The sequence below is a fragment of the Synechococcus lacustris Maggiore-St4-Slac genome (assembly GCF_024345595.1).
Classification (GTDB): Bacteria; Cyanobacteriota; Cyanobacteriia; order PCC-6307; family Cyanobiaceae; genus Synechococcus_D; species Synechococcus_D lacustris.
Genome location: NZ_JAGQBK010000021.1, coordinates 1 through 25377 on the forward strand (window position 1 = coordinate 1; position 25377 = coordinate 25377).

Annotated in this window: 23 protein-coding genes and 1 tRNA gene; 12 read left to right on the forward strand and 12 right to left on the reverse strand. The window is 42.2% G+C overall.

The genetic code is table 11. From position 1 onward, the window contains the following. Positions 1-1447 (forward strand): iron uptake porin (locus KBY68_RS10975; RefSeq protein WP_255097217.1); only part of this gene is annotated, 1447 nt, incomplete at its 5' end. A gap of 1 nt (position 1448) precedes the next feature. On the opposite strand, the gene KBY68_RS10980 is transcribed toward KBY68_RS10975, so the two are convergent. Genes KBY68_RS10980 through KBY68_RS10990 form a run of 3 tightly spaced genes read right to left on the reverse strand, consistent with a single transcriptional unit; the run spans position 1449 to position 3554 of the window. Further along, on the reverse strand, positions 1449-2675 hold the full coding sequence (locus KBY68_RS10980; RefSeq protein WP_255097218.1) for a carbohydrate porin: 1227 nt from the start codon (positions 2673-2675) through the stop codon (positions 1449-1451). Between the two features lie 4 nt (positions 2676-2679). Continuing rightward, a complete protein-coding gene (locus KBY68_RS10985; RefSeq protein WP_255097219.1) occupies positions 2680-3087 on the reverse strand; it encodes a HEPN domain-containing protein in 408 nt (135 codons plus the stop codon). Then, positions 3084-3554 (reverse strand): nucleotidyltransferase domain-containing protein, encoded by a 471-nt coding sequence (locus KBY68_RS10990; RefSeq protein ID WP_255097220.1) that lies wholly within the window; start codon positions 3552-3554, stop codon positions 3084-3086. The genes KBY68_RS10985 and KBY68_RS10990 overlap by 4 nt, the downstream gene beginning before the upstream one ends. Between KBY68_RS10990 and glyQ the strand changes: the two genes are divergently transcribed. Next, the gene (gene glyQ, locus KBY68_RS10995; RefSeq protein WP_255097221.1) at positions 3531-4400 is read left to right on the forward strand and encodes a glycine--tRNA ligase subunit alpha; all 870 of its coding nucleotides are present in this window, start codon (positions 3531-3533) and stop codon (positions 4398-4400) included. The two genes, KBY68_RS10990 and glyQ, sit on opposite strands and share 24 nt — an antisense overlap. Here the strand turns inward: glyQ and KBY68_RS11000 are convergent. Beyond that, complete coding sequence (locus KBY68_RS11000) at positions 4386-5024, reverse strand: LysM peptidoglycan-binding domain-containing protein (RefSeq protein ID WP_255097223.1); 639 nt, start codon at positions 5022-5024, stop codon at positions 4386-4388. The two genes, glyQ and KBY68_RS11000, sit on opposite strands and share 15 nt — an antisense overlap. A 90-nt stretch (positions 5025-5114) precedes the next feature. Between KBY68_RS11000 and KBY68_RS11005 the strand changes: the two genes are divergently transcribed. The 5 genes from KBY68_RS11005 (at position 5115) to KBY68_RS11025 (ending at position 8231) form a co-directional block, all read left to right on the forward strand. After that, positions 5115-6986, forward strand: a complete 1872-nt coding sequence (locus KBY68_RS11005) for a ComEC/Rec2 family competence protein (RefSeq protein WP_255097225.1) — start codon at positions 5115-5117, stop codon at positions 6984-6986. A gap of 21 nt (positions 6987-7007) precedes the next feature. Next, positions 7008-7092: transfer RNA gene (locus tag KBY68_RS11010), tRNA-Ser, on the forward strand. A 152-nt stretch (positions 7093-7244) separates the two neighbouring features. Then, positions 7245-7364, forward strand: a complete 120-nt coding sequence (locus KBY68_RS11015) for an Arm DNA-binding domain-containing protein (RefSeq protein WP_255097226.1) — start codon at positions 7245-7247, stop codon at positions 7362-7364. A 57-nt stretch (positions 7365-7421) separates the two neighbouring features. Then, on the forward strand, positions 7422-8045 hold the full coding sequence (locus tag KBY68_RS11020; RefSeq protein WP_255097227.1) for a cation efflux transmembrane domain-containing protein: 624 nt from the start codon (positions 7422-7424) through the stop codon (positions 8043-8045). 42 nt (positions 8046-8087) lie between these two features. Continuing rightward, entirely contained in the window at positions 8088-8231 is a 144-nt protein-coding gene (locus tag KBY68_RS11025; RefSeq protein ID WP_255097228.1) for a hypothetical protein, read from the forward strand. Here KBY68_RS11025 and KBY68_RS11030 read toward each other — a convergent pair whose 3' ends face one another. Together KBY68_RS11030 and KBY68_RS11035 are read right to left on the reverse strand one after the other, a co-directional pair. Then, entirely contained in the window at positions 8232-9698 is a 1467-nt protein-coding gene (locus KBY68_RS11030; RefSeq protein ID WP_255097229.1) for a DUF723 domain-containing protein, read from the reverse strand. Positions 9699-9701: 3 nt separating this feature from the next. After that, entirely contained in the window at positions 9702-9851 is a 150-nt protein-coding gene (locus tag KBY68_RS11035; RefSeq protein WP_255097230.1) for a hypothetical protein, read from the reverse strand. Between the two features lie 559 nt (positions 9852-10410). Here KBY68_RS11035 and KBY68_RS11045 point away from each other — a divergent pair. Then, positions 10411-11172 (forward strand): outer membrane protein, encoded by a 762-nt coding sequence (locus tag KBY68_RS11045; RefSeq protein ID WP_255097232.1) that lies wholly within the window; start codon positions 10411-10413, stop codon positions 11170-11172. Between the two features lie 549 nt (positions 11173-11721). Then, positions 11722-12048, forward strand: coding sequence for a YnfA family protein (locus KBY68_RS11055; RefSeq protein WP_255097234.1), 327 nt, complete (start codon positions 11722-11724; stop codon positions 12046-12048). A gap of 253 nt (positions 12049-12301) precedes the next feature. Here KBY68_RS11055 and KBY68_RS11060 read toward each other — a convergent pair whose 3' ends face one another. Together KBY68_RS11060 and KBY68_RS11065 are read right to left on the reverse strand one after the other, a co-directional pair. Next, positions 12302-12610: a nucleotidyltransferase domain-containing protein gene (locus KBY68_RS11060; RefSeq protein WP_255097236.1), complete on the reverse strand. Its 309-nt coding sequence runs from the start codon at positions 12608-12610 to the stop codon at positions 12302-12304. Then, on the reverse strand, positions 12607-13026 hold the full coding sequence (locus KBY68_RS11065) for a nucleotidyltransferase substrate binding protein (protein WP_255097237.1): 420 nt from the start codon (positions 13024-13026) through the stop codon (positions 12607-12609). The genes KBY68_RS11060 and KBY68_RS11065 overlap by 4 nt, the downstream gene beginning before the upstream one ends. A 480-nt stretch (positions 13027-13506) precedes the next feature. On the opposite strand from KBY68_RS11065, the gene KBY68_RS11070 reads away from it, so the two are divergent. After that, complete coding sequence (locus tag KBY68_RS11070; protein WP_255097238.1) at positions 13507-14856, forward strand: cytochrome P450; 1350 nt, start codon at positions 13507-13509, stop codon at positions 14854-14856. Here the strand turns inward: KBY68_RS11070 and KBY68_RS11075 are convergent. Further along, complete coding sequence (locus KBY68_RS11075; protein ID WP_255097239.1) at positions 14830-16104, reverse strand: MFS transporter; 1275 nt, start codon at positions 16102-16104, stop codon at positions 14830-14832. The two genes, KBY68_RS11070 and KBY68_RS11075, sit on opposite strands and share 27 nt — an antisense overlap. Before the next feature lie 73 nt (positions 16105-16177). Here KBY68_RS11075 and asnB point away from each other — a divergent pair, with 73 nt between their 5' ends. Further along, positions 16178-18151, forward strand: a complete 1974-nt coding sequence (gene asnB, locus KBY68_RS11080; protein ID WP_255097240.1) for an asparagine synthase (glutamine-hydrolyzing) — start codon at positions 16178-16180, stop codon at positions 18149-18151. Here the strand turns inward: asnB and KBY68_RS11085 are convergent. Both KBY68_RS11085 and KBY68_RS11090 read right to left on the reverse strand, forming a co-directional pair. After that, positions 18141-19208 (reverse strand): sulfotransferase family protein, encoded by a 1068-nt coding sequence (locus KBY68_RS11085; RefSeq protein ID WP_255097241.1) that lies wholly within the window; start codon positions 19206-19208, stop codon positions 18141-18143. The genes asnB and KBY68_RS11085 overlap by 11 nt on opposite strands. Positions 19209-19266: 58 nt before the next feature. Next, the gene (locus KBY68_RS11090; RefSeq protein ID WP_255097242.1) at positions 19267-20622 is read right to left on the reverse strand and encodes a cytochrome P450; all 1356 of its coding nucleotides are present in this window, start codon (positions 20620-20622) and stop codon (positions 19267-19269) included. Positions 20623-20786: 164 nt separating this feature from the next. Between KBY68_RS11090 and KBY68_RS11095 the strand changes: the two genes are divergently transcribed. After that, positions 20787-22229: a cytochrome P450 gene (locus KBY68_RS11095; RefSeq protein WP_255097243.1), complete on the forward strand. Its 1443-nt coding sequence runs from the start codon at positions 20787-20789 to the stop codon at positions 22227-22229. Between the two features lie 44 nt (positions 22230-22273). Here KBY68_RS11095 and KBY68_RS11100 read toward each other — a convergent pair. Further along, positions 22274-25377 (reverse strand): KR domain-containing protein (locus KBY68_RS11100; RefSeq protein ID WP_255097244.1); only part of this gene is annotated, 3104 nt, incomplete at its 5' end.

The window sequence follows — 25377 nt, forward strand, 5'->3', positions numbered from 1 at the left end:
CACATCAGGTGCAAAGCCATCAATAGGCGGTTTTGCAATTGATAAAAAGGATATGCAAAACCTGGTGGCATTGGGTAATGCCTCACGGGCAGTTAAAGGTGGCGGGCTGATTCGCTATTCCAGTAATCTAGCTGCGCCTGGTGGTCTTTACAGCACCTTTGCGAATACAGCGCCTGGTGGCTTTACAAACGCGGGCACATTCACAAACCCGCTGGATCTATCGATAGCTGAATACGGCACCTTGAGCCCTCTGCAGCAACAGAACCCCACGGTAAAAGCAGCAGCGCGTAAGTTCCTCAAGGGATTGCTGGAAGGAAATGTGCCTTTGGGCGAGGCAGTGAGCTTCAACTACGATGTAAGACTTGATTTAAATACTAGTTTTACTGGCAAAGATTTACTGCGCACTCGCCTGCGGGCCGGTAACTTCACCGACAGCATTTGGAGTGGTTATCCCTACCCTGCCCTCGGCGCTGAGGTGGCATTCGACGAATCAGCAGCTGGCAGTATTTGGAGTGTGGATCGGATCTTCTACCAGTTCCCGATCGGCTCAAATTTCACCGTTACGGCGGGTCCAAGGGTGCGTCAAGACGACATGTTGGCGGTGTGGCCTAGCCAATATCCAGCCGACACGATTCTCGACTTCTTTACCTACGCCGGTGCACCAGGAACATATACATCTGCCCTCGGAGCTGGTGGAGGTATTTGGTGGAACCAGGATGGTTTCAGCCTCAGCGCTAGCTACGTAGCAGTTAATGGAAAATCGAGCTACTCCGGCGCGAATCCTGCCCTTGGTGTAACCCCTGGCGCAGGTCCAGCGGGCCTTGATCCTGGCGGTATTGCGAATCAATATTCAGGCGGCACCGGCACAGTGCAGCTGGCTTACACCGCGCCAAATTGGAACCTAACTGCTGCCTATGCCTACTCTCAAAGCGGCGGTGGCTACGACGGCACCAGTGGTTTGGGCTATATCCCTGTTGGCACACCAAAGGCCACCAACCCATTTGCCGGCCTCACCCAATTTGATGTGAACGCATTGGCCTTGAGTGGCTGGTGGAAACCAAGCAATGTGAGCTGGGTGCCATCTGTTAGTGCTGGTTGGGGTACCAACTCCTATAGCGCTAAGAAGGCAGCCCAAATCTGGGGTGTGGAAGCAAACCAAAAGGGCGCAAATGCCCAAAGCCAATCTTGGTATGTGGGTTTGCAGTGGGCTGATGCTTTGATCAAAGGCAACACCTTTGGTACAGCCGTTGGTCAGCCAACATTTGTAACTGGAAACGATGGTTTCTTAGGTACGGATGAAAGCACCTTTGCTTGGGAGATTTGGTACAAATTCCAAGTTACCGACAACATCAGCGTTACACCTGCCTTCTTTACGGTTACGAACCCAGCTGGTAGCGGCAGCAACAGCGCCTATGGCGGTGTGCTGAAAACCAGCTTTATGTTCTGATCTATAGATTAAGTGTTATTTGAAGAGTGGTAGCAAAAATCCCGGCGGTGTTACCTGCACCGCCGGGATTTATTATCCATTGCACTGCAGGTTGCAGATTAAGCGTTGGATTTAATTGAAATTGATAACCAAGTTCGATAACGCCTTCATAATTTTGATTGGGCGCTAGCAGTTGATTGAAGCCAGTTTTGCCAACGCCTAAAATAAATACATCAAACGGCCTGGAAGCAATCAAGCCTTGGCTTAACAAACCAGCTGATACAAAGGTTGGAGTACTATCATTTGAGTTATTAAATGAATAATTACTGCCAACCCAGAAGCGATGATCTAGGCCTAATGATAGGCCAGTGCTAAAACTAAGGCTGCCGTTGATGCCGCTGCCATCAACGCCATTATTGGTGGTGTAACCACCAATTTGCAGCAAACCATCGGGCAGCATAGAGCCAGTTTTATTAGGCGCTAGCCATTGAGGTGAGTAATTAATTTGTAGAAATTGAGCTACTCCTGCCCCGCCAACATTCGCCTGAGGATTCACACCAAAAACATTGGCGATTGGTTTGGTGCTAGCTAGATCAAATAATCCATAGCGCATCGAAAGATCTTGAGCCGGTTTTAATTCCAAAACACCACCAATGGCGGCAAGGGGGTTTACGGGGAGATCACTAATTGAAATGTTTAGGGTGTTATTTAGGCTTGAATGAATGTAGTAATCATATACTGGGGTATAGATGAAATCAGGGTTGAGTGAAAGAATTCCTGCTTTAATGCCAAACCAGCCATTGCCAATGCTGCGGTTTAGTTGCGCTTGAGTAAGCCAAAAGCCATTGTCGTGGGCCACCTGTTGCAGTGGAATAGCAGCACCGATTTCACCATTGAAATTTGGATTGCCATTATAAAAATTGACGCTTGCATCCACACGCCAATGGTCTATCTCCTGCCAATTACTGGGATCTTTAGCTAGGCCCGTTCCAACTGATATTGAGGCAACGGTTTGTTGTATCCAATTATTGGTTTGTTTTGTGCCACCGCTGGGGTTGAGCATTGGTTCGGCTTGGCTTTGCAAACTAAATTGAAACCAATCGGGTAAATCTAAATTATTTTGAATGCTAAACCATGCTGCAGGTTGCGCTGGGGATGGCGTGTCTTCTGCTAATACGCGGCTAGAAAGTAATGAACTTGCAAGTAGAAATGTGGCGATAGCTAATGATCTGCTGCTTATGGTTAACATATTACTAAGATGACTTGTTGAGCCTATTTGCAGCCCAATCTAGTAGTTCTGAAGCAGCTTGCAAAGCACTTTCACTGTCTTCCGGGCCAAAAACATCTGCGGGCACTTCATCTCCTAGGGCATCTGGATAACGCGTGGGAGCGTAGAGTTTGTCGAGTAAACGAGCCTGACGTTGGCGGGGCTCTTCTATTTCGCCACCTATTGCTTTAAGAAGAGCTGTTAATGAATGGCTGCGTAAGTCACGATCTTCAGCTGCCAATAGCGCTTTAAGAGCCTTCTCTCCAACTTGTTGAGATTGAAAGCATGATTGAGCAGCTTGGCCTGCTCTTTGCAGAACCTGGGCTGCTTTCAAATCATCCCTTGCTTGTCGCAACCATAATTGAGCTCGTTGATGGGCACTTTCTAGGCTCATGGGAATTTACTGCCTAGTAAAAGAGGAATAGCATCATTTTTAATTGAGCGCCAGAAAGGTGCATCGCCATGTTGCGTGAGCAGGTGTTTCCCTGCAATCAGCGGCTGAAGTGGTAACGGGCATGGGTAAATTACTTCTAGAACAGAGTTGTAAGCATCGAGCAAGTTTTGATTTTCGAAACCCATAACTAAGATATCTACATCTGAACGGAGGCTGGCATTACCTCTTGCCCAGCTGCCAAATAGCCATAATCCTTGGGGTTCTAATTCATTAACAAGAACTTCCAAGATTGGAGAAAGCTCTAACCTTAAAGGCGTGGGTATTAGTTCGATGACAACTCTTCCCACTGATTTTACCAAGGGATCTGTTTTAGGATTATAGCAATCAAAAGGTTCATTATTTATAGGTGATTCGGTATTGTTGGCAAAGCGGTGGGCGGCTCCATGCAATTTCAAGACATCATTCAAACCCTCAACCGCTTTTGGGCTGAAAGAGGCTGCTTAATCCTGCAGCCCTACGACACCGAAAAGGGCGCTGGCACCATGAATCCCCACACGGTGCTAAGGGCTATCGGCCCAGAACCATGGGCAGTTGCCTATCCGGAACCATGCCGGCGACCCACCGATGGCCGTTATGGCGATAATCCCAACAGGGCGCAACATTATTTTCAATATCAGGTATTAATAAAACCATCGCCTGATGCTATTCAAGAAACCTATCTTGAATCCCTTGCGGCGCTTGGTATTTGCGCTGCTGAGCACGATATCCGATTTGTGGAAGATAATTGGGAATCACCAACCCTTGGCGCTTGGGGTGTGGGTTGGGAGGTGTGGCTTGATGGCATGGAAGTTACCCAGTTCACCTATTTCCAACAATGTGGTGGCCTTGATTGCAGGCCGGTGTCGATTGAGATTACCTATGGCCTAGAACGTTTAGCGATGTATCTACAAGATGTTGAAAGTTTATGGGATCTGCGATGGGATTCAAAATATAGTTATGGCGATATTTGGTTGCCTTTTGAAAAGGGGCAATGTGTTTACAATTTTGAGGCATCAAATCCAGAAAGATTAAAGCAATTATTTGAAATTTATGAAGCAGAAGCCCGAGACCTATGTAAAAAGGCGCTGCCGGCCCCTGCCCTTGATTGGGTACTTAAATGCAGCCACACATTTAATTTATTAGAGGCGCGTGGAGTGATATCAGTAACAGAGCGAACGGCAACCATTGCCCGCATTCGCCACTTGGCAAAGCAGGTGGCAGAGGCCTGGTTGGCGGAGCGGGAGGCCCTGGGTTTCCCTTTACTCCAAAGGTAAAACCGGCACTGCCGGTGCATCGGTGGTGTTGCTGCAAAGATCAAGCACAATTCGAGCGGGAACGGTGCCGCCACTGGGGATTTTCCATGGTTCCCACTGGCCATCAATGCGCCAGGTTTGCCTCAAACTGTCGCATTGCACTGCAACAGCAGTTGCTAAAGAGCGCAAATTACCAACTTCAATTGGATTTGGTTTAACCAATGTGATACGCACGCCACCCGGATGTAGTCGCCAACCTTTCCAATCCACAGCGGTATTGCCATACCAACGCCAACCGTTTGGATCAACAAGCATTTGTTGGGCCCTATCCCTGCGTTCTGCAGCACTTAGTAATAAAGCAGCGCTTGCTTCTTTTGTATTTAGTTCTGGAGGAAGTGGTTGATTTTGACTGATTATTTTTGATGGTATTTGCAATATTGTTCCAATAGCTAAACGATCGGGAATAATGTTGGGATTCAATTTAATTAAAGCAGCAACGCTAATTCCTTGCTTGCGGGCTATTGCATCTAATGTGTCGCCAGCTTGCACTGTAATAGTGGCATTTGTTGCTAGTGGCTGAGCACCCACTGGTGCCGTGAGGATGTATGTAAGTGCCAGTAGGGCCAAACGGGCCAAAGGATTCATTGGTTGAGCTGTTTCCTGCGTTGTAACTTATCGGCTGCATCGCTGCCGTCTAGGGGGGGAATCCTCTAATTGAGCCGCTGCCAATAAGAAATGGTTTATTTGCGGCTTTTTCAAACGCTGCAACGTAAATGGGGCATAGGCCTGCTTTTGCTTGTGCTGTTGTTTGGCTGGTTGCATTGGCGCTGGCCCCGTCCTGATGCTTTGGATCCTGTGTGGCAAGCCGATGGCAAGCAAGTGCAATTAAGGGGGCGGCTGGGTGCTCCGATCCAACGGCTAATGCCAACGGGCTGTAGATCCTTATTAGTGCTTGATTTCCCCCATAGCGGCCGCAGCGATTTAATCCTGCCTAAATGCGGTTTATGGCAAGAAGGTTGGCGGGTTCAGGTGCAAGGCCGCTTGCAAAAACCAAGCCCTGCAGTGCATCCTTTGCTTGGTGATGGCGGCCAACGGTTGGCGCAGCAAGGCACATTTAGCCGCTTAATAGTGAGTAACCTTGAGGTGCTAGATAAGAAACAAGGGGCGGTATTGCAATTACGCCAACATTTAAATAACAAATTTCAGCAAGCTGCAGGGCCAGAGGTTGGCCCATTGCTAGCTGCTTTGCTTATGGGTAGTGCGGTGGTGGATCTACCTGATCAGTTGAAACAACAATTCAGGGCCGCAGGTTTAAGCCATGCCTTAGCTGCAAGTGGATTTCACCTCACCGTATTACTGGGTTTGGTGCTTGCTTTTGTGCGGCGGGGAAAACCACCATTGCGTTTAACAGCAGGGCTTGGGGCGATGCTTGTGTTTTTAGTGCTGGCTGGCCCGCAACCATCGGTGTTAAGGGCATTGCTGATGGGTGTTGCTGCCTTAATAATTGAAATAAATGAAGAACGCAGCAAACCATTTGGCTTATTACTGATTAGTTTAATGCTCTTATTGCTGTGGCAGCCGGCTTGGTTATGGGATGTTGGTTTTCAGCTTAGTGCCACTGCAACTGCTGGCTTAATTATCACCGCACCCCGGCTAGAAAAACGCTGCCATTCATTGCTGGCAGTGCCATTAGCTGCTTGGTTATGGACATTGCCACTACAGCTATTGCACTTTGGTGTGGTTCCGATCTATGCAGTGCCGGCAAATCTAATTGCAAGCCCACTGATCTCAATATTAACGCTTGGATCAATTGCTAGCGCCGTGTTGGCTTTGACGCTGCCGCCTTTACTTGCACCATTTATTTGGTTATTGCAGCTACCCGTGCAGGCATTGCTTTTATTAGTGCAGTTTACGGCTCAATTACCTCTTTCATTGATATTTACTGGTAGGCTATCAGCATGGCTAGTTCTTATTTTTAGTGCTGGTTTATCAGCTTGGCTCTTACCACTAAAACGCTGGCAACCGCTTGGTTTATTGGTGATAATTTCAGCTAGTGCATATCAGCTTTTTTGCTTATTTCAAGATCAATTGCTGCTTGTTCATCAGGCATCTGGTAGTTTATTAATGGCTCGATATAAAGGTAGAGCAGCATTAATTAGTACAGATGCCAGTGAATTTAGTTGCCGCAGGGCTGGGCGATTACAGCAGGGTTTAGGGATTGCTCGATTGGACTGGTTGGTGTTGTTAGACCCAATTGCTACTGATGCCCAAACCTGTTGGCGGCAATTAAGTGGGCTGGTGCAGGTGCTACCGCAGGGAGTAGTGCGTAGTGAGGGTTTGAGCTTTAAAAGTTTGCCTGAATCGCCGGGGGCTGGCCTATTGCAGCTTGGTGATCGCCGTTGGGGGGTGTTCCCGCAACCATTTAAAACATCTTCCCTATCGGCTCTAGGCCTTGATGGTTTGTGGTTAGGCAGGCCGCCTAGCCGCAGGGAACTGGCCCTATGGCAAGGGGTAGCAAAGGTGTGGGTGAGTGCTGAAAAACCAGTAAATGGCAGGCTGCCACAGCATTGGCAATTTACAGGTACCCGGGGCTGGCTAGGCTGGTGAAATCCAGTTGATCTGGATCCAGGAGAGGTGGCTGAGTGGTCGAAAGCGAACGACTCGAAATCGTTTGAAGGGAAACCTTCCGTGGGTTCGAATCCCACCCTCTCCGTTTAATCAAGGTTTTAAGTCGTCCTTGAGAATCCAGTAACCCAGTCATTGACTGGGTTTTTCAATGCTTATAGTCCAAACTGGTCTCATGAAATGCTGGGTAGTGCCAAAAAAGTGTTGGTGTAAAATGTTGGGGTGTTGGTGTATTTGGGGTTGACCTTAACTGACGTTCAGATCAAGGCGGAAGCACCAGGCGGCGTGAGGCGGCGGGTATCGGATGGTGGGGGGTTGCTGCTGGAGATTGACCCTGCTGGCGGCAAGTACTGGATCTAGCGTCCAAGATCGTGACGGTGCTGGATTGTGGTGTTGAGGATTTGTTGGAGGTCGTAGATGGCGTCTGACTGCTGCCAATCCAAGGCGAATGATTTGGCGCTGCTCAAGGAGCGGCAATCAAAGGTGCTCTGGATTGTGCTGGCAATCAATGCCTTCATGTTTGTCGTTGAGTTGAATGCTGGTCTTCGTGCTCAATCTCTCTCCCTGACTGGCGATTCGCTTGACATGCTTGGAGATGCTCTTGTTTACGGGACTAGTTTGTTCGTTATTTACAAGAGTGAAAAACTTCAGGCGGGTTCTGCCTTCCTAAAGGGCGTCATCATGCTGGCATCGTCATTGGCGGTTTTCGCTAGGGTTGTTTATCAGTTAGTGGCATGGCAAGTTCCCGAAGTTGCGATTATGGGCAGAATCGGTTTACTTGCTCTCTTCTCAAACCTGTTTTGTTTATTACTCTTGTCGTCTCACAAGGATGATAATATTAATATGAAGTCGGTTTGGTTGTGCTCGCGAAATGACATCATCGCCAACATCTCCGTCTTGATTGCGGCATTGTTTGTTTTGGCATTTCGTTCGCCCGTGCCTGACCTGATTGTAGGTTCGCTTTTAGCAGTGCTATTTGCTAAAACTGCTTTGAGTGTTCTTGGCGACTCTTGGTCTGCGATGCGCTCTAATCTTTCTTGAGGGTGATTGCTGTTTGCCTTTCAGATCTGTTGATTCAGGGCAGTGGCATCAACCACAATCACTCGCCTAGCAAGAAATGATGACAAGGCAGCAGCAGCATTATCTCTTGATCTCGCATCTAAATTAGTAACTGCGCTTGATTGTGGTATTGAGGATTTATTAGAGGTTGTTGAGAAAAAAAATTGACTAATTCTCTCCCCAACCACACCCCATAAAACCAACCTTATTCTCCACCGCATAATTCAACCAGTCTTTATCATCTATCCTTGAAACTTCGCAGTCGGCATCCTCAATTAAATTCTCCAGTTTTTCCCCCTGACATGCTCTAAGTTCAGTCTTACCATGCCAGAATAAAAATTCTTCTGGAAGAAAATCTGGTCGAAGGTCTAGGGTTTTTCTTAGTAGTACTTGTTCAACCAACCATGCTTTAACCCTTACTAGTTTCCACATTTTTACTAATCTGTATCTATTGCCAGAGTTTTTCTTGCGCTGGTGAAAATCCCTGGCAATACCAATCTTTGCATATTCTCCAACCCCAGCAATATACAGATAGCACTCTTGACTGCCCCATTCAGAATTGCGCATAAATTGAGCAACCCCGTCTTTGCCTTTATTCTCATTTGCGCATTCCTGGCATCCATTGCCTGATAGGTGATAATTTGGAATTTGCCTGAACTCACCGTGTATTCGGCATCTAATGATTAACACCTCTCTTGCGCCAAGATATTCAGATTCGCCGTAGTCGTACTTATCCCCATGAATATTCTTTGCTCTTCTGACAAACTCTTCTGCTGTCAGCATTGCCTCTCTGCTCTGAATCTCCTTAGAACATGCTTGGCAACCTTGCCCCATTAAATGGTTGCCCGCATTAATCAAAAACTCTCCGTGTGATGGGCAAATAACCGCAATATTGCTTCTCGTTGTTGTGTAGACCATCTTTGTATACTGATATTTAAAGTTATGGATCAGATCTGCTCTGCTGCAATAGTCATCGAGTGACAGACGTAGTTTCTCCTTTCGTGACTCCAGAGCGCATTGCTGGCATTTGCTTCCATGTCGATGATCGTTCGCGATCTGAACGAACCAACCGTGGACCAAGCATTTTATTTGGACTGATTTGTGCATTCCTTTGTATTCACCATAGATATACTCATTGCCGTGCGCCAAATTACATAATTCTTCGAAATCGTGTTGAGTCATGGTCAGCGATTTCTTAATTGCATCCTTTTTGCAATCTGGGCATCCAGGTCCGCATTTGTGATTGCTAGGAGTTACATCGAAGACCAGGTCATGCCTTCTGCACCTTATCCTTACCTTGCTGTGGTTGTTAATGTACTGAACAAGTGAATAGTCGAATCTTTCGCCATAGATGCTTTTTGATTTTTCAACAAAATCCTCTTTGCTGTCGCCGTATAGAATGTGCATTTTCTGACCGTGGACTTCTCCCTGGCATTTCGAGCATCCCCCACTCTCTATGCTTGCCCTGAGAAAACTTCCTGGTCTTGTGAGAAATATATAGTCGTGCCTCTTGCATCTGATTGCAATTTTTTTCTTTGATCCTTGATAGTCAACTTCGGAGAGGTCAAATCGTTCTTTCCCGTACCTCGCGACGGATTTCTCACGAAAACTCTCTAAAGTATCTCGACTTGCCATTGCCTACTCCTCTCTGTCGTTATCTGTTGTCTGACTGGTGCCTCTTCGAGTATTAATTTTAAATCCCCACGACTCCAGCAGCAGATCACCCAGGTCTTCTCCCAGTTCCTCGTCTTCTTCTTCTGAGGTATTGGAGATTGCTGAATCGGTCACTTAGGTGAATCGCTTATGCCCATTCTCCCTTGAAATCTGGGTTTTGACCCTTTATGTGCTCCTTAGGTGGTTCTTGGGGGCAGGGGACTCAATGGACACCTTGACCAAACCGCCTTAATACGAGTAATACATATGTATTGATTGCTATCCGATGCCTGCCGCTCTTCCTGCGCCGCCTTCTCGCTCTGCTGAGGAATGGGATTTTCTTCAACTGAATGTTCTGAAACCATCCCGCTCCTCCAGTGTTTGCATCACTTGTCAGCACTTTCGCTATGAGGTTGATCGGCACTGCGTCACCTTGCTCACCTGCCCGATTCATCAAGGTCTTATCCCGCAAGGCGAGCACCTCACTAAACGCTGCTCCAGATGGGTTGCTCGGCGGGAATTAGCGGTGGGGTGCTGTTCTGAGGGTGGAGGCGAATTATGAATCTTTGATGATAGTAGACTTATTGGTAATTGACTATATGCAGTTACAAGAACTGTATGCACTTTCCAAAGAGGTCTATAGTTACCCGGGGTTCAATCGAATTAATATTATAATAATTTTTTAAAGTTCCCCATGAAAAAACTCTCTATTCTTTTCTTTATCGCTGGTGCCTCCCTTTTTAATTCTCCAACGTTCGCTCAGGAGAATTCCCAAGCAAAGGATACAACTAAAGGTGTCTATGTGACTGCCGGTGTTGGCGGCAGTTGGTCCTCAAGTCCTAATATTAACTATAATGAAAGTGGCACTGGATCTGTTCCTACTATTCTGGGGATTCCTTTCAATGCAAACCTAAATGGCACTGCCAATCTGGGAGGAGGGATTGCTGCTGAAGGAGGTTTGGGATATGACTTTGGCAACAATATTCGTACAGAATTAACCTACGTATTGAATACTTTTGATAGTGGCAAATTTTCTGTAAGTGGTAATCTTGCTATCGCTGGTGCTAACTTACCTTTAACAGGTAGATTTTTGCCATCTGGCAATGTAGTATCCAATAGCGTTTTTGTTAGCGGATATTATGACTTTCCAACTAAGTCAAAGTTCACTCCTTATGTTGGTGCCGGTCTTGGATACACGTCAGTAAATCTCCCTTCTGAACCTGCGACCTTCACCTCAGCGATTGCTTCTGGTTCAAGAAATATTGACAGTGGTAGTGCCAGTTCTTTTGGTTATCTCGCTAAACTAGGGGTTTCGTATGCTGCTGCTAAATCTACTGACATTTATGTTGAGGGTATTTATCAAGGAAATACCGGAGTAACCATTAATGAAGTACAAGTTGATCCTCTGAATACTTTTAGTGCTCGTGCTGGTTTGCGTTTCCGTTTTGGCAGTTAAGTGTTAATTGCTAATATATAATTGCTTGTTATTACACTCCCCTATTAATAGGGGAGTTTTTAATATTCGACGTTTATCAAATAATTGATTTTCTCTCATGCTGCCCCTCACCCTGAGAAGTCGCCACGACTGCATTTGCTACTGGAACATTTATCTAGTGCGATGAGTTTTTGTGAGGTGGAAATGGAGATTTTTATACCATCCACTTAACCACCAACGCCAACCTGGAGCAGTACTGGCGTTCTTGCTCCCTTTCTGTGTCTGCTTCTCCCTTTTTTGTTCCAGTAGAGGAATGGGATTACCTCAACCATGAGGTGTTGCGCTCTTCCCGCTCCTCAAGGGTCTGTATGACTTGCAAGCACTTCCGTTATGAGGTGGGCAGGCAGTGCGTCACATTGCTTACCTGCCCGATTCATCAGGGTCTTATTCCGCAGGGCGAGCACCTCACTAAGCGCTGCTCTCAGTGGGTTGCTCGGCGGGAATTAGCGGTTGGGTGGTGTTCTGAGGCGGGGTGAGGTGTAACCATCTGCCCATCACCGTTCTCCTGCCGTGCTTCGCACCACCCTGTTATTTGTCCTCACGGCGGTCGCTGAGATTATTGGGTGCTACATGCCCTATCTGGTTCTTAAGGGCGGCAGAACCCCGCTGCTGCTCATCCCAGCGGCGCTTTCTCTGGCGTTGTTTGCCTGGTTGCTCACCCTTCATCCAACTGCAGCAGGCAGGGTTTATGCCGCCTATGGCGCTGTCTATGTCTCAGTGGCGTTGGTCTGGTTGCGGGTAGTGGATGGAGTGCCGCTGACACTTCGGGACCTGGTGGGCGTGGTGGTGGTCCTCGTGGGGATGGGGGTTCTCATGTGTGGTGCTCAGCGGGGGTAGGTTGAATGCCTGGAACTCCATGCACTGCAACTGATCTGGCGCATCCGTCGAGTTCACGGAAGAAAACTCTTGTTGGGGTAATTCGTACCCCAACACCTGAAAAGCGTCTGAAGAAGTCCTGTTGAGACCCAACTCGACAGACACCCTCTCCGTTTTAAGGGCAAAAGGAGCGAAGCTCTAGCAAGTTAAAGCCTTAGGCTTAAATTTTATCTAGAATATTGATCAATACAATATCTAAATGACGTATGATTTATCAAGAGAGCCGAGAATAAATTTCAATTCCCACCCGCTTAATGTGTTCGAGTAAGGGTTCATAAGTGATGCTATTTAGGGCCTGCACGTCGAACCGGTATGGAAGAGGCAGTTCCTCAAGTTCTGCGGCAATTGCTTCTGCATTAAGAGCATCTATGGGGCCGGTTAAGGCAATGTCTATATCAGAGCGTTCGGTATGGGTGCCCTTGGCACGGGATCCAAACAGAGTTGCGTTAAGCACCATTGGATACTGTTTAAAAATACAAAGTACCTGCTCAAGTTCTGCAGGTTGCAGCGGCATCTTTTTCATCGTGCTGCCTCCAGCTGCATGAACCCTTTCAGCTGCTCTAGAGCAGGAAGATAGCGTTCTTGAATTGCGGCCACCGCTTGCTCAAACACCACTGGGCTGTAGGTGTGCGATAGCAAATTGCGGTGATCAAGCATGGCGATCCAGGCCTCACCATCGGCAATTATTTTAGCTGCGTAAGCTTCTTTCAATACTTGCCTTGGCATCACTACGGCAAATACAAATCCATTTGCTTCCATATAGTCTTTGCTTGTTTTCCAACCCAATTCAAAACAGTATTCAAAGCGTTGGATCACGCCCTCCTTCTCCAGTTGGTTCAAAGCCCCAGGGCCGTTTAGCATCGCTTCGCGCAATAAACTCAAGGCCCTATCAAAGCTAGCCAAGCGCTGCTGCCAACGGATTTCTGTAGGTGGCGTCATTTTGACTTCCCATTAAGCAGATTCTAAGGCATAGTTATATTAAGTTTTTGATGAAGACAGGTGTTGATTGGTGTGGATGTGTATCTAAATACTGTTTTGCTAGAGAATAAGCCCTAGTTTTAGCTGAGCTGAATGGTGTGCCAAATGAGCCTCACTAGTATTCCTTCCCTACTGGCTATCGTTGCAGTGGTGGGTTTTGTTCTAATTCAAACCATTTTTAGTTTTATGGCTTGAATCAATAGTTTTCTTTCTGGTATGATTTTAGCCAATTTCTTTCTAAGCTATCCCTGAACATTTGGTTATTATAATTATTCCTAGTTAATTTTGTTCTCAACAAATTAACTAGGTTCCACAATTTAATTGCTATTCCAGCACTAAATACAAGCCATGCTAAGAGCAAGATGAAATGGCTTGAAGGGTTCATTTTTTTCAAGTATAGCGGTTTCCCTGAAATATATTAGAGTATAGCTAAAAGCATCTATGGATCAAAATCAGCAAATACCAACAATAAAACCAGCATTCTCCGCAAAACCCTTTTGGCTAAGACTCATACAGGGATCAAGTTCTTGGTTGGGAATTTTTACTGATGAAGCCTATTCAAGTGATCAGCTTTCCGCTCATATCGGCGGTCTTAATTTTAAGCTTATAAACAAGCCAAGCGAGATCAAACAAATAATGCAAGAGAATATGAGTAGTTATCCAAAGCATGAATTAACACAATGGCTATTATCGCCTCTGATTGGCAGAGCATCATTTTCTATTAATGGCGATGAATGGAGTGAGTCTAGGAATAAAATTGAATCGATCTTACACCAAATGCTAGATCACAATGTAGATCTATTCATAAACAAAGCCATTGAGCTCCTTGATTCTAAGATATCAAATCTTCTGAAAAAGTCAGATGGCAACATAATTGATGCAAGTCTTTTGATGACATCCTTTACTTCTGATGTCATCATTCTGATGATATTCTCAGATGTATTTACAGAGGAAGAACTAAAGTCGATTAATTCTGATTTTAGAGAATTTCAACGTAGATCTGCATATATTGCTATTGCAGCACTACTTGGCGTTCCAAAAATTTTGCTATATTCACATCTTCAAGTACCTGCGCAGCGTATCCGGGCAATATTATCAAAAAAAATCCAGCATAGGATTCAATATTTAGATGAAAGGGTAAATCAGCAGCCCGATTTGCTTGACATATTCCTGAAAAATAAGAATTTTAGTAGTATTGAGATTTTAGATCAAGTATGCATGCTTTATCTTGCTGGCCATGAAACTACAGCAAGTACATTAACTATGAGTCTATACCTTTTGGCCTCTATTCCATCTATACAAATAGATCTACAAACGGCGCTACGTAATTCTTCTGTTGCTGGTTGTGATAGTGAATTGAATAAACTAATTCTTTCGGTTTTTTCTGAAACATTACGACTCTATCCCCCCATTCCTCTGCTTATACGTGAACATACTGAGATAAAGCAAACTTCTACTAATCGGTGTCCTTTAAAAACGCTAGTTGCTGTTTCACCGTGGATAATGCACAGACACAGCAAGTATTGGGTTGAGCCTATGAATTTCATAGCTGATAGATTTTTAGTAAATACCATAAAAACTTACAAGAATATTTACATTCCATTTGGGATTGGTCCACGTATTTGCCCGGGTGCTAGTTTAGCTAAGAAAGAAGCTTTGGAACTACTAAAGTATATAGTTAGTAACTTTAAATTGAAAACTGTAAATGCAGAAATCCCTCAACTAGTTGGAAGGCTAACTCTTAGGCCAAAGAAAAATATTAAATTAATTTTTTCCCATCATAAAAGCTAGTTTCGTTTGAGAGTTTTTCTTATAGCTTATTATTGCTACTAATGCAAGAGCATACATTAGGGATATCCCTGCGAATGGAATCAATGCAAGTGTGCTATCGTTTGTTGATGTTGAGTATGGCAATGTGATGGCCGAGCCTATTAATGGTGCCAAGCAAGGGCCAAGTGCATAAAGTGATCCTATCTTTCCCATTACCGCTCCTTGTATCTCTGCTGAGAATTGTGAACATATCATTGAACGTATCATTGAATCCGATAGGCAACCAAAAATATTTATTATTATTAGAACATAGATATATACTGGGTCGCTAGCAACGCCAAACAAGAAAGATATTATTGCCGAGGAAGTAAGTGATAATAGCGTAAGTTGATATATCGATATCTTCCTCAGTAAAATTGGCGGCAAAAATATTTGACTAATTAATAGTGTAACTCCAAATACAAACAAAGATGCCCCTGCTTGTTGGGCTGTCCAGGAAAATTTTATTTTGAAGTATATAGCCCAGATTGAAAATGAGGTGAATCCCGCAACGCTTTGCAGGACAAATGAATAGTAAAGAAGTTTTTGCCTGTCAAGTTTAAATATATCTTTAATTCCTTTTAGTTTACTTGTAAACAATGAGAGTATATCTGCAGAGTTTGAGAAACTAGTGTGATACTCTCCTTGCACTTTTTCAATTGGCAGCCTTAGAAAAACCACAATTGAATTAATTAAAGTTAGTGCTGCTGCAATCTGAATACAAGCTGCTAATCCGTGGTGGCTTATTAAACCAACTAATGAAGCTCCAGCAATGAAACCAATACCGTTTGATGCGGAGATTTTACTAAGGTTGGCTGGAATGTCTTTTGTTTCGGATAGTGATGATACATAGGCTGTAACAATAACAAGTGAATGCTGACAGGTTCCAGTTAGCAGGCGCAATATTAGTATCCAGTATAATTGATGGGTGAAGGAGAGAAGATAAACTAAAATCGAGGTTGATATTAAGGTTGTCATCAATGTATTCCGTCGCCCAAATCTATCAGATAGGGCACCAACAAATGATGCAGTGGCTACTTGTGAAATACCAAATGAACTTTGAACAAGCCCGATACTTAACACTGCTGCATTTAATGAAGTAGCGGTTTTAGCGATATAGAAGGGTATTACTGTAAGTAATATTCCAATACAACAATACTCCACAAAGGCAGTAAAGCAAAGTATAAATAATCTTCCCTTTGTAAGTTTTGCTCTTTTTGCTTCAATCACTGGACAGGTCCCTATTGATCTAACTCTTTTGAGTGTACTATGGAAATAATCCATAATTCGTGATTTACACCAAATGTGTGGAATAGGTGGTCTTCTAGATTTATCGGGTCAAGGACGTATCCCAGATATTGCAATGCTTGAAAATATGGCTAATGCAATGTTTCATAGAGGTCCAGATGAAGATGGTTTTTATATTGATAAAGGCATTGCACTTATTTCTAGAAGGCTGAATATTATGGATCCTCAGAATGGCAAGCAACCTGTTGTAAGCAATGATAAAAATATATACGCTGTTTATAACGGGGAGATTTTCAATTATCAGAATATTAGAAATAGTCTAAAATCTAAAGGTGTTAAATTTTTTAGTGAATGTGATTCGGAGTTGATTCCACACTTATGGCTCGAATTCAAAACAAAGATGTGGGAACAGATTAATGGTCAGTTTGCAACTGCAGTTTGGGATAGTAGATTAAATGTGTTGTCCCTGGCTAGAGATCAATTTGGAATTGCACCTCTTTTTTATGGAATTTTTGATAAATGGTTAGTTTTTGGTTCTGAAATTCGTGTTCTGTTGGCCACTGGTTTATTTCCTATCCAGCAAGACCCCAAAGCAATTAGTCAATACACCACATTTTTTTGTTTACCAAGTAGTAGAACAATGTTTCAAGGTATAAAATCCCTTACCCCAGGCAGCTACTTACTCATTAAGCAAACAAGATCAGCCGTCTATGAATTTAATGAGGTGAGATTTATTGACAATAAAGCATATCCAGAAAATAGATTCACTAAAAATATTGAGTCTATGCTTGTGGAAGAGCTAAATACCATTCTGCTTGAATCAGTTAGAAAACGTTTGATGGGCGACTGCGATGTTGGTGCTTTTTTGTCTGGAGGTGTTGATTCAAGTATTTTAGCTGCAATGGCTAATATGTATATGGATAAACCGTTGCAAACATATACAATAAGTATCAATCATGGTGGCCTTAACGAAGCAGGCTTGGCGGCTGAAACAAGTAAGACACTAGGTTTAAATGGTTCTATTCTTAATCTTTCCCAGAGCGAGGTGATGGATGCGTACCCTGATTTAATTCGTGTTGCAGAAGCACCTGTTTTTGATCTCTCTTGTGCTGCCGTGATGCTTCAAGCTAGGCGAGTAAGTGATGATGGTATTCGAGTTGTGCTGGCTGGAGAAGGGGCCGATGAATTATTCGGAGGCTATCCATGGCACAAGATTAGCAAATTTTCATCATTCCTAAACCAGCCAAATTTTGATATTGAGCAAGGAATAGTTTACAGAATGCTAATTGAGACAGGTTTAAAAGCCTGTGGTTTAGGTAAGCCTGATTATCACAGGTTTCAACGTATGGTAGATCTTTCCGGAGGTTTAACTGGTTGGAACCAGGTTCATGGTTTTATTATTCTCTGTATGCAACAGTTTATGTGCGCTGACTTCCTTGCTACTATAAGTGACTACGAGCCCTATGAAGATATTGGTCTTAATTCATCCTGGTTAAAGGGCTTATCTAGGTTCAACCGCGAATTGGAAATTAGCCAGCATGTGCAACTTCCTGGTTTATTACTTTCCTCAAAAGGTGATCGCGTTAATATGAATTCTTCAGTTGAAGCTCGCTACCCTTTTCTTGATTCTAACCTTGTGGATTTTGCTTCCAAGTTGCATGAGGACTATAAGCTTAACGGCTATGTTGGTAAGTATTTACTTCGTAAGGTTGCTGAAAAATGGCTGCCTAAGGCTACAGCATGGAGGCGCAAAGCAATGTTTAGAGCTCCATTTGAATCATTTTCCTTTTCTAAGCCCATTGGATATGTTGAATTTTTGTTGAGTAAGGAATGTATTGATAAAACGATGATTTTTGATTACTCTAAGATATCAAAAGCACTTCAAGATCTTCGCACACTGGATTCAATAAAAATGCAACGAGTGTTGCCACGTAAGCGTTGTATTGAAATTGGTCTTGCTAGTGTTTTATCTATTCAATGTTGGCACTACACTTTTATTCTGAAATCAGCGTTTAGCGCTATTCCCTGACATCATACCCATATTTTTTGCAGAATGATTTGCATTCTATTGCTATACGACTATATTCTTCCGCTGTAAGTGAATACCTACTAATATGTAACTTGTTGATTCCATCTAATAATTTTTGATAGGATGCGTTTGAAACCTCGGATGATTCAAGTTGTAAAAAATTGAATATAGATGTCATTTCGTCTCTTGGATTACTCACCAAATCTTCGAACCGTATTGTGTATAAAGAATTGACAGGGATCTCGCTTCTAATATTCTCGAAGCTGTTGGCAAGAATTGAGAATAAACTTAATGAATAGCTGAAATAATCGAATTCAATTGGATATTCAAAGGAATTAAGAATGTCTAATGTCTTCCATAGTTTTACTGCTGATGGAATTGATTCAAATGGTGTTTTAGTTATGTAAATAAATTTGGCAGTTGGAAATATTGTTAATAATAATCTAACTCTCACGGTGTGGCATGGGTTTTTAATCAAGATTCTTCCAGAGCGCTTGGATAGAATTCTTTTGTAAAATAAGAGTAGATTATTTATCCATTTGGCTTTTAACTCAGCAGGTTCAGTTTCAATATCTAAACCTTGCAACTGGCACCCTTGAGATGGAAAGGCAATACGTTTATAGGGCGTTAAGGAACCTAATGTTAGTTGAGCAAATTCATCTTCCTGTGGACTATTCCATTCTAATTTTCGTGAGTCGATTGGGCGTTGTTTAGGCAACAAGAAATTACCAATTTTATAAAAAATTTTTTCAGTACTGCAAAAGCTAATTGGATTAAAACATTGAAATGTTGTAGGTGAAACTAGATCCTTATGAGTTGCCAGTAGTTCATGTAAAAGTGTCGTTCCTGATCGCCAATAACCAATTATGAATACCGGATTAACCACTTCATGTTCAATACAACCCTCATATTTTATTATTTCAACTATGCTTGATATATAATTTATGATGCTTTGAATCGAGCATATAAGAAGAGCGCTGGATAAAAGCCCGTAACGTTTATAGCTTGAACGCTTAAATAGGTTTACAGAAAGTTTCAATAATATAGATATAGGCATGCCATGCCAAATCCGTGGACTATACCATGGGTAAACAAGATGATTTTTATTCAAGGCACTATTTACGCTTTACAAATCTGAAATTTTGCGCATGTTTCGGCACTGATACAACATTACCTTCGTATTCAAAGCTTTTGCCCTGAATTGGCTCTAAATCATAGAACTGTGCTAACCTAATTAATACTGTTGCGATCATTCTTCGAGCAAGATGTTGACCGGGACAGGTATGGGGGCCCAGTTGGAAGGGTAGATAGGCTTTTGGGTTGTGTGGTTTTGAAAATCTACTAGGTATGAAATCTTCTGGATTTTCCCAATATTCTGGAGAACGGTGAATTCCATATACCGATATAAGAATAATATCCTTCTTTTTCATTTTTACCCCAGCAACGGTGCAATCATTGATAACTTTACGAGCTAGCAAAGGAGCTGTTGGTGATAAGCGCATTGTTTCATTTATGATATTCGCTAGGCACTCAGGATCAGCTTGATCCTCAACATCCGGATAATCTGTGCCATATAATTCCAGGCATTCAGTTGAGAGCTGAGACCAATATTCTGGATATTCTGATAAATACATCATTATCCATTCAAGCGTTACCGCGGATGTTTTTATGCCTGCAATATATAGTGATTTTAGTAGTGAGAAATGCTCTTTTCCTTTTAATGGGCAGCGTTTTTCCCGAATAACCTCCTCATCCATATCTCGGAGTAAGCTCGGTGTTTTTGTATTCTTCCATATTGCTTTTTTTATTAGGGGTTTTAATATTTGATCAATCGTGTTTGATTTCAAGCGCATTCTTATATTGGTAGGATGGGGCATCCATCCAGGCATTAGCATTAGAACAGGATATTTAATATAATTTGCGGATAAAGCTGCAAGCTCCACATAGGCGTTATGCAGCTTTGCGCTCTCTGCAGCTGTTAGATCTGCATTTAGAAAGACCTTTGTTGTGGTTTGAACAAAAATTGATTCAAAATCATAACGTTTTAAGCTTAAGCTTACTTCCTCTTCTTGTTTTTCTTGAATTTTCAATGCACTATCTAACCCCAACTGTGTTCCTTGATGGTACTTTTCGATATTATTTCTTGAAAGACTATTATTGCATGAGCCTTTAAGTGACTTCCAAGCAGCACCGTCTTGAGTGAGTATTGATTTTCCAACCACACCCTGCAGTATATGTTTTTGAGCTTCTGATCGCCCAAAATATTCCTCATTATCGTATTGTATAAGGCTCGCTAAATCAGCATTAGTAATTGTAATGACCTTCTTGTTGAATATCTCAAACGTTGAAACCCCTCCAGCTTGTGTTGCTGTTTCATAGGATGCAACAGAAGCATCTTTCAGTATTCTGCTAGCTTCAACATTTATCGGCTTCGCGGATATATTATTTGGGCTGAATTCGCCTGTTGTCATGGAGCTTTGGGCATTATTCCCTATTATGACACAAAAATAATAGCCGTCAATTAATTATCTTATTTACTGCATGATTTGCGCAACTTACGGTCCTTATTATTTTATTGGTTTCACATGCACGGTTATGCTATGTTTAATGAGATTGCTTAATTCTCGATTTCCCCATGGGCTTCAAGCAAGATCTACCCAATCATATTGAGTATAAGCAATTAAACCTCCCGTTTTTCATTCCTGCCAACATTAAAATACCCGATTATCCAGATAAGGTATCTGAGAAAGTTTGTCCATTTAAACGGATGCTGCGCGCGGGGTATTCTAATTCTCAACTTGAGTTACTCAATGCCTCCAGTTTTACGGATTTGCAGAGCAAGGGTCGTCTTGGTAAGTTTATTACTCTTTTAACGAACCCATCTGTAGTTAAATCTCTACTCACATTTAAAAGTAAGAAATTTATTAAATCACCTGTTGTTGTGTGGTTGCTTAAACCTCTTATTGGTAATTCTTTATTTATATGTAATGAACAGGATTGGGCGGGGAAGCGAAAATCATTAGAGATGTCTTTAAGGCGTATACCGTGGAGTGTATTGATAGACAAATGTAATGATAGTGCAGATTTAGTTTTTCAGCATTTCTGTTCTCAACCACACAATCGTGTTACTGCAAATGCAATAGCCCAATTTTATTCAGCTGATTCTGTTGCTCGAGTTCTAACTGGTCATTCAATTGGAGCTATCAGTGGATTTGATGAAATTATGAAAGTTTTTCATAGCTATGAATCAAATATTCTTCGTTGCGCCTTCCTTGCAAATCTTGGCTTTCCTAAACTTATCTTAGGTTATTTTTTCAAATTCAAGGCAAATGCTGTTCGATCTTGGGTTGAGAAGTTAGTTCTTAATTCAACTCTTTATTCTAATGCCAATCAGCAGCCAACTATTCTAGATGTTTTATGGCATCGAGAATCAAATCCTGTTATTCCAAGTGTTCCCCTCGATGTTCTTGATACAAGCAACGACATAATGCTTTCAGGTTTTTCAACAACAGCTAGCGCCGTAGCATCAATGCTTTATTTGCTTTCATTATATTCAGATGAACAGCAGTTGGTTCGTAATGAGGTTAGAAGCTTCACCACCGGTTTACCTAGATCCCTAGAAGAACACGAACTTTCTTCAGCTATTTATTCCATGGCATTTGTGGCAGAGGTTTTGCGCTTGTATCCTCCGGTTTCATTTATTCAACGAATAGCAACTTCGCATAATCAGTTTGTTGAATCTATTTTTGAGGAAGGCTCATTAATATTAGTTTCACCCTGGGCAATACATCGGCATTATAAGTTTTGGGAGCGTCCCAATCATTTCTGCCCACAGCGTTGGCTTGATTCTAACGGCAGCGTTGCACAAAAGATTAGTGATGCCCAGTATCTACCCTTTGGCAAAGGTCATCGTGGTTGCCCTGGGGAGAAGCTTGCTAATACAATCTTACTTGTTATCTTAACTAGGATCGTGCAAAAGTTTGAGATTAAGAGAGTTACTCATGCCAAGGTTGCATGGAAAAGTCAGCTCTCTTTGAGAAGTTCAAAACCGATATCGCTTTTAATCCGTAAAATTTAATTTGCCATTAGTTGCAGAAATCTTTGCTTTGTGATCGCATGGGCTTAATTCCCATCCTCAAGATTTTGTAAAATAAAGTTTGCAAGAGATTCAACCGTTGGATCGTTTACAAAGGCATTGAATTTTAATGATATACCAAATTCTGATTCAAGTACTGCTGCTAATTCAACAACCATCAAGGAATCCAAACCAATGTTATAAAGGCTTTCACTAGGATCTAATTCATCAGCACTTGTTACACCCATCACTCTTGCTAGTTGATTCTGAAGTTCATGAATAATAATTAGAATCTTCTTATCTTCACTAATACTTTCCAGCTGATGTAGGAGGGCTTCTCGTTTTGGATTTGCTGTTTTATCTAATAAATTATCTGATTCTTTCAGATACGCAGTGAAGTTTTGAAGCCGTTTGGGAGTGTTTCGATTAACCTTATACCAATCATTATTATCAATAGTAAAAACTCCACTTCGACCGTGATTTAATAGCAGCTCCATTTGTTTAAATGCATTATCTGGATCCAGTAACCTTAATCCATAATTTTCTAGTCTTTGCTGCGCTGGTTTATCTAGCTTGCCAACCATTCCCTCTTTACCCGTATTCCATGGTCCCCATTGCAGCGAAAGTTCCAATTTATCATTCTTGTTTCTTACATTATCTTCATGGCAGCTACCATCAATGGCTGAATTAACCGATGAATAGAATATTTGACCTGGTGATCCCAGAAGTGCACTAATTGATGAAAAGCTCACTAGAAAAGGCGATTGATATTCTAACTTTGAATATGCGTCCTGCAGTTTTTTGAGAACAATATAGCCGTTCCATTTAACACTAAATACCGATTTGAGCCGCGTAATGTTTTGATTTATTATTAATCCATCCTCTAATTTCCCTGATAGGTGAAACAGTCCCAATAATTTTTGTTCGTAAATTTCATATGTGATTTTTGCGATTATTTTTTCCAGATCAAACTCCTCCCCAAAGTCTATATTTAGGGCTGATATCTTAATGCCAGATTCTACCCATGTAGCTATATTGTTTTGATCAAGGTGGCTTTTGGCATTTTTGGAGATTACAAGAATAGCTGTTGCACCCTTGCTAATTAGCCATTTGATTAGCTCCATACCAACAGCACCAAAGCCCCCGGTAATTATATAGATCCCATCACTTGATATTTTTCTTGTGCTCTCCTGATTATTTCTCAGGTTAACAACCACTTTCCCTATGTGTTTCGCTTGCGCTATGTATCGAAATGCATCAGAACATTGATCCTTGTTGAATATTTTTACTGGTAGGGGCTTGTAGGCACCTTCTCTGCATTCATTTAGTATTTTGATAAGAAGATTGTTTATATATTGTGGATTTCCGTTTGCAATTTCTAGCAAGTCGAACTGATAATATTTAACATCCTGTCTTTTGCTTGCTGCCTTTTCTGGGGACCAAACTTCAATTTTACCCATTTCAATGAATCTGCCATGTTTACTAAGACACTCAAAGCTTGCATCCACCATTGTGCTATTGAGGCTATTAAGTATAACATCAACACCCCTACCGTTTGTGAGCGCTAATATTTCTTGGCTAAAATCTTTAGTGCGAGAATCATGCACTGAAAGTACTCCTTGTTCTTTTAAATACTGATGTTTAGTTCTACTTGCTGTGCAAATGATTTGTGCCCCAATTGTTCTTGCTACCTGAACAGCCGCTTGGCCAACGCCTCCTGCACCTGAGTGAATGAGGATAGTTTCGCCAGCTTGAAGCTTGGCTAATGTGCACAGTGCATGTTCTGCAGTTAAAAAAGCCGTGCTCAGTGCAGCGGCATCGTTGATGTCTATGTCTACAGGAAGCGGAATGCATAGATTTGCCTGTGTAATAACATGCGACGCCAAACTTCCAACTGCTAGTGCTCCAATTACACGCTGACCAATTAGTTCCTTTGATATTTTTCTGCCTACCCTTGATATTCTACCTACACATTCTCCACCTAATGGAATTTCTGCATCCTCTGATATCCCAAGTGATGCACTATATGTCTTCATCATTCCTAAAGCATTAAGAACGTCGCGGAAATTTATCCCGGAAGCTTCCACTTCAATTTCTACTTCAGATTCTTCTAATTCGTTTTCAACTAATGGGACTATACATAGAGATGTTAAGTCCCCTGGTTGTGCAACACTGAACTTATATGGCATTAGGTCTATGTTGTCTTGGTGAGTTGTGTAAAAATGATTTGATTCATATTTAATGCACATGTGATCTGAAAAATATTGACTTAATTCATTTTTTCTATCAAAGTTTTGCCATTTAATTCCGCTTGTTATTAATACGGAAAATTCACAATTAGGAATTTCCATTGTTGCAGATTTCAGCATTGAAATTAATGCTGACTGCACTGGTCCTTGAGAATTAATGTATAGCATAAGTTTGCTAGCTATTATTTCTTGCTTTGCAATGGCTTGTATAATGGTGAACAATTGCTCAGCAGATTCAATTAGGTTGCTCCCTTCTAGCTCATTAGAATTTGGCTCTACTAAGTAATGCTTTTCTTTCTTTATCTCAGGATCAACCGATGTAACCTTGATCTGATCGCATGATCGTATTTTGTGATATAAATTTATTATTCCATTTGCTTCGATAAAAACTTCGTTATCTTGTCCTTGGTTCGCAGATTTCAAATTTAGCTTTTTCCAGCCTGTAGTACTAATATTTACTCCGCAATCTGGATTCTCTGGTTTATTTAATTTCCCTTCTGGAAATATCCATTGCATTAAACGTTTAGGCACCTTTCGTAATTGAAAGCCCTGAATGCTCAAAATTAAGGAATCATTTGCATAAATTTCAAGATCTGATTCTATTGTGTTATCTGTTCCTTCTTCTCTTATGCTTGTTAACACTTTAATTTCATTTGGTAAGGGCCATTGGTAAACTTCTAATGATCTAAACCCCACAGGTAAAAGTAACTGATTCGCTTCAATATTTTTATATATTGTTGCGCCTATTGCTTGAAAGCAACTGTCTAGTATTGCCCTATCAGGGCTATTCGGTACTCTTTTTATTTCTGCAATGCACTTTTTCCCATCGCTTATCATAGTTACCAGATTTCTGTATGCATTCCCATATTCTAAGCCCATACTCCGAAGTGTTCCATAGTATT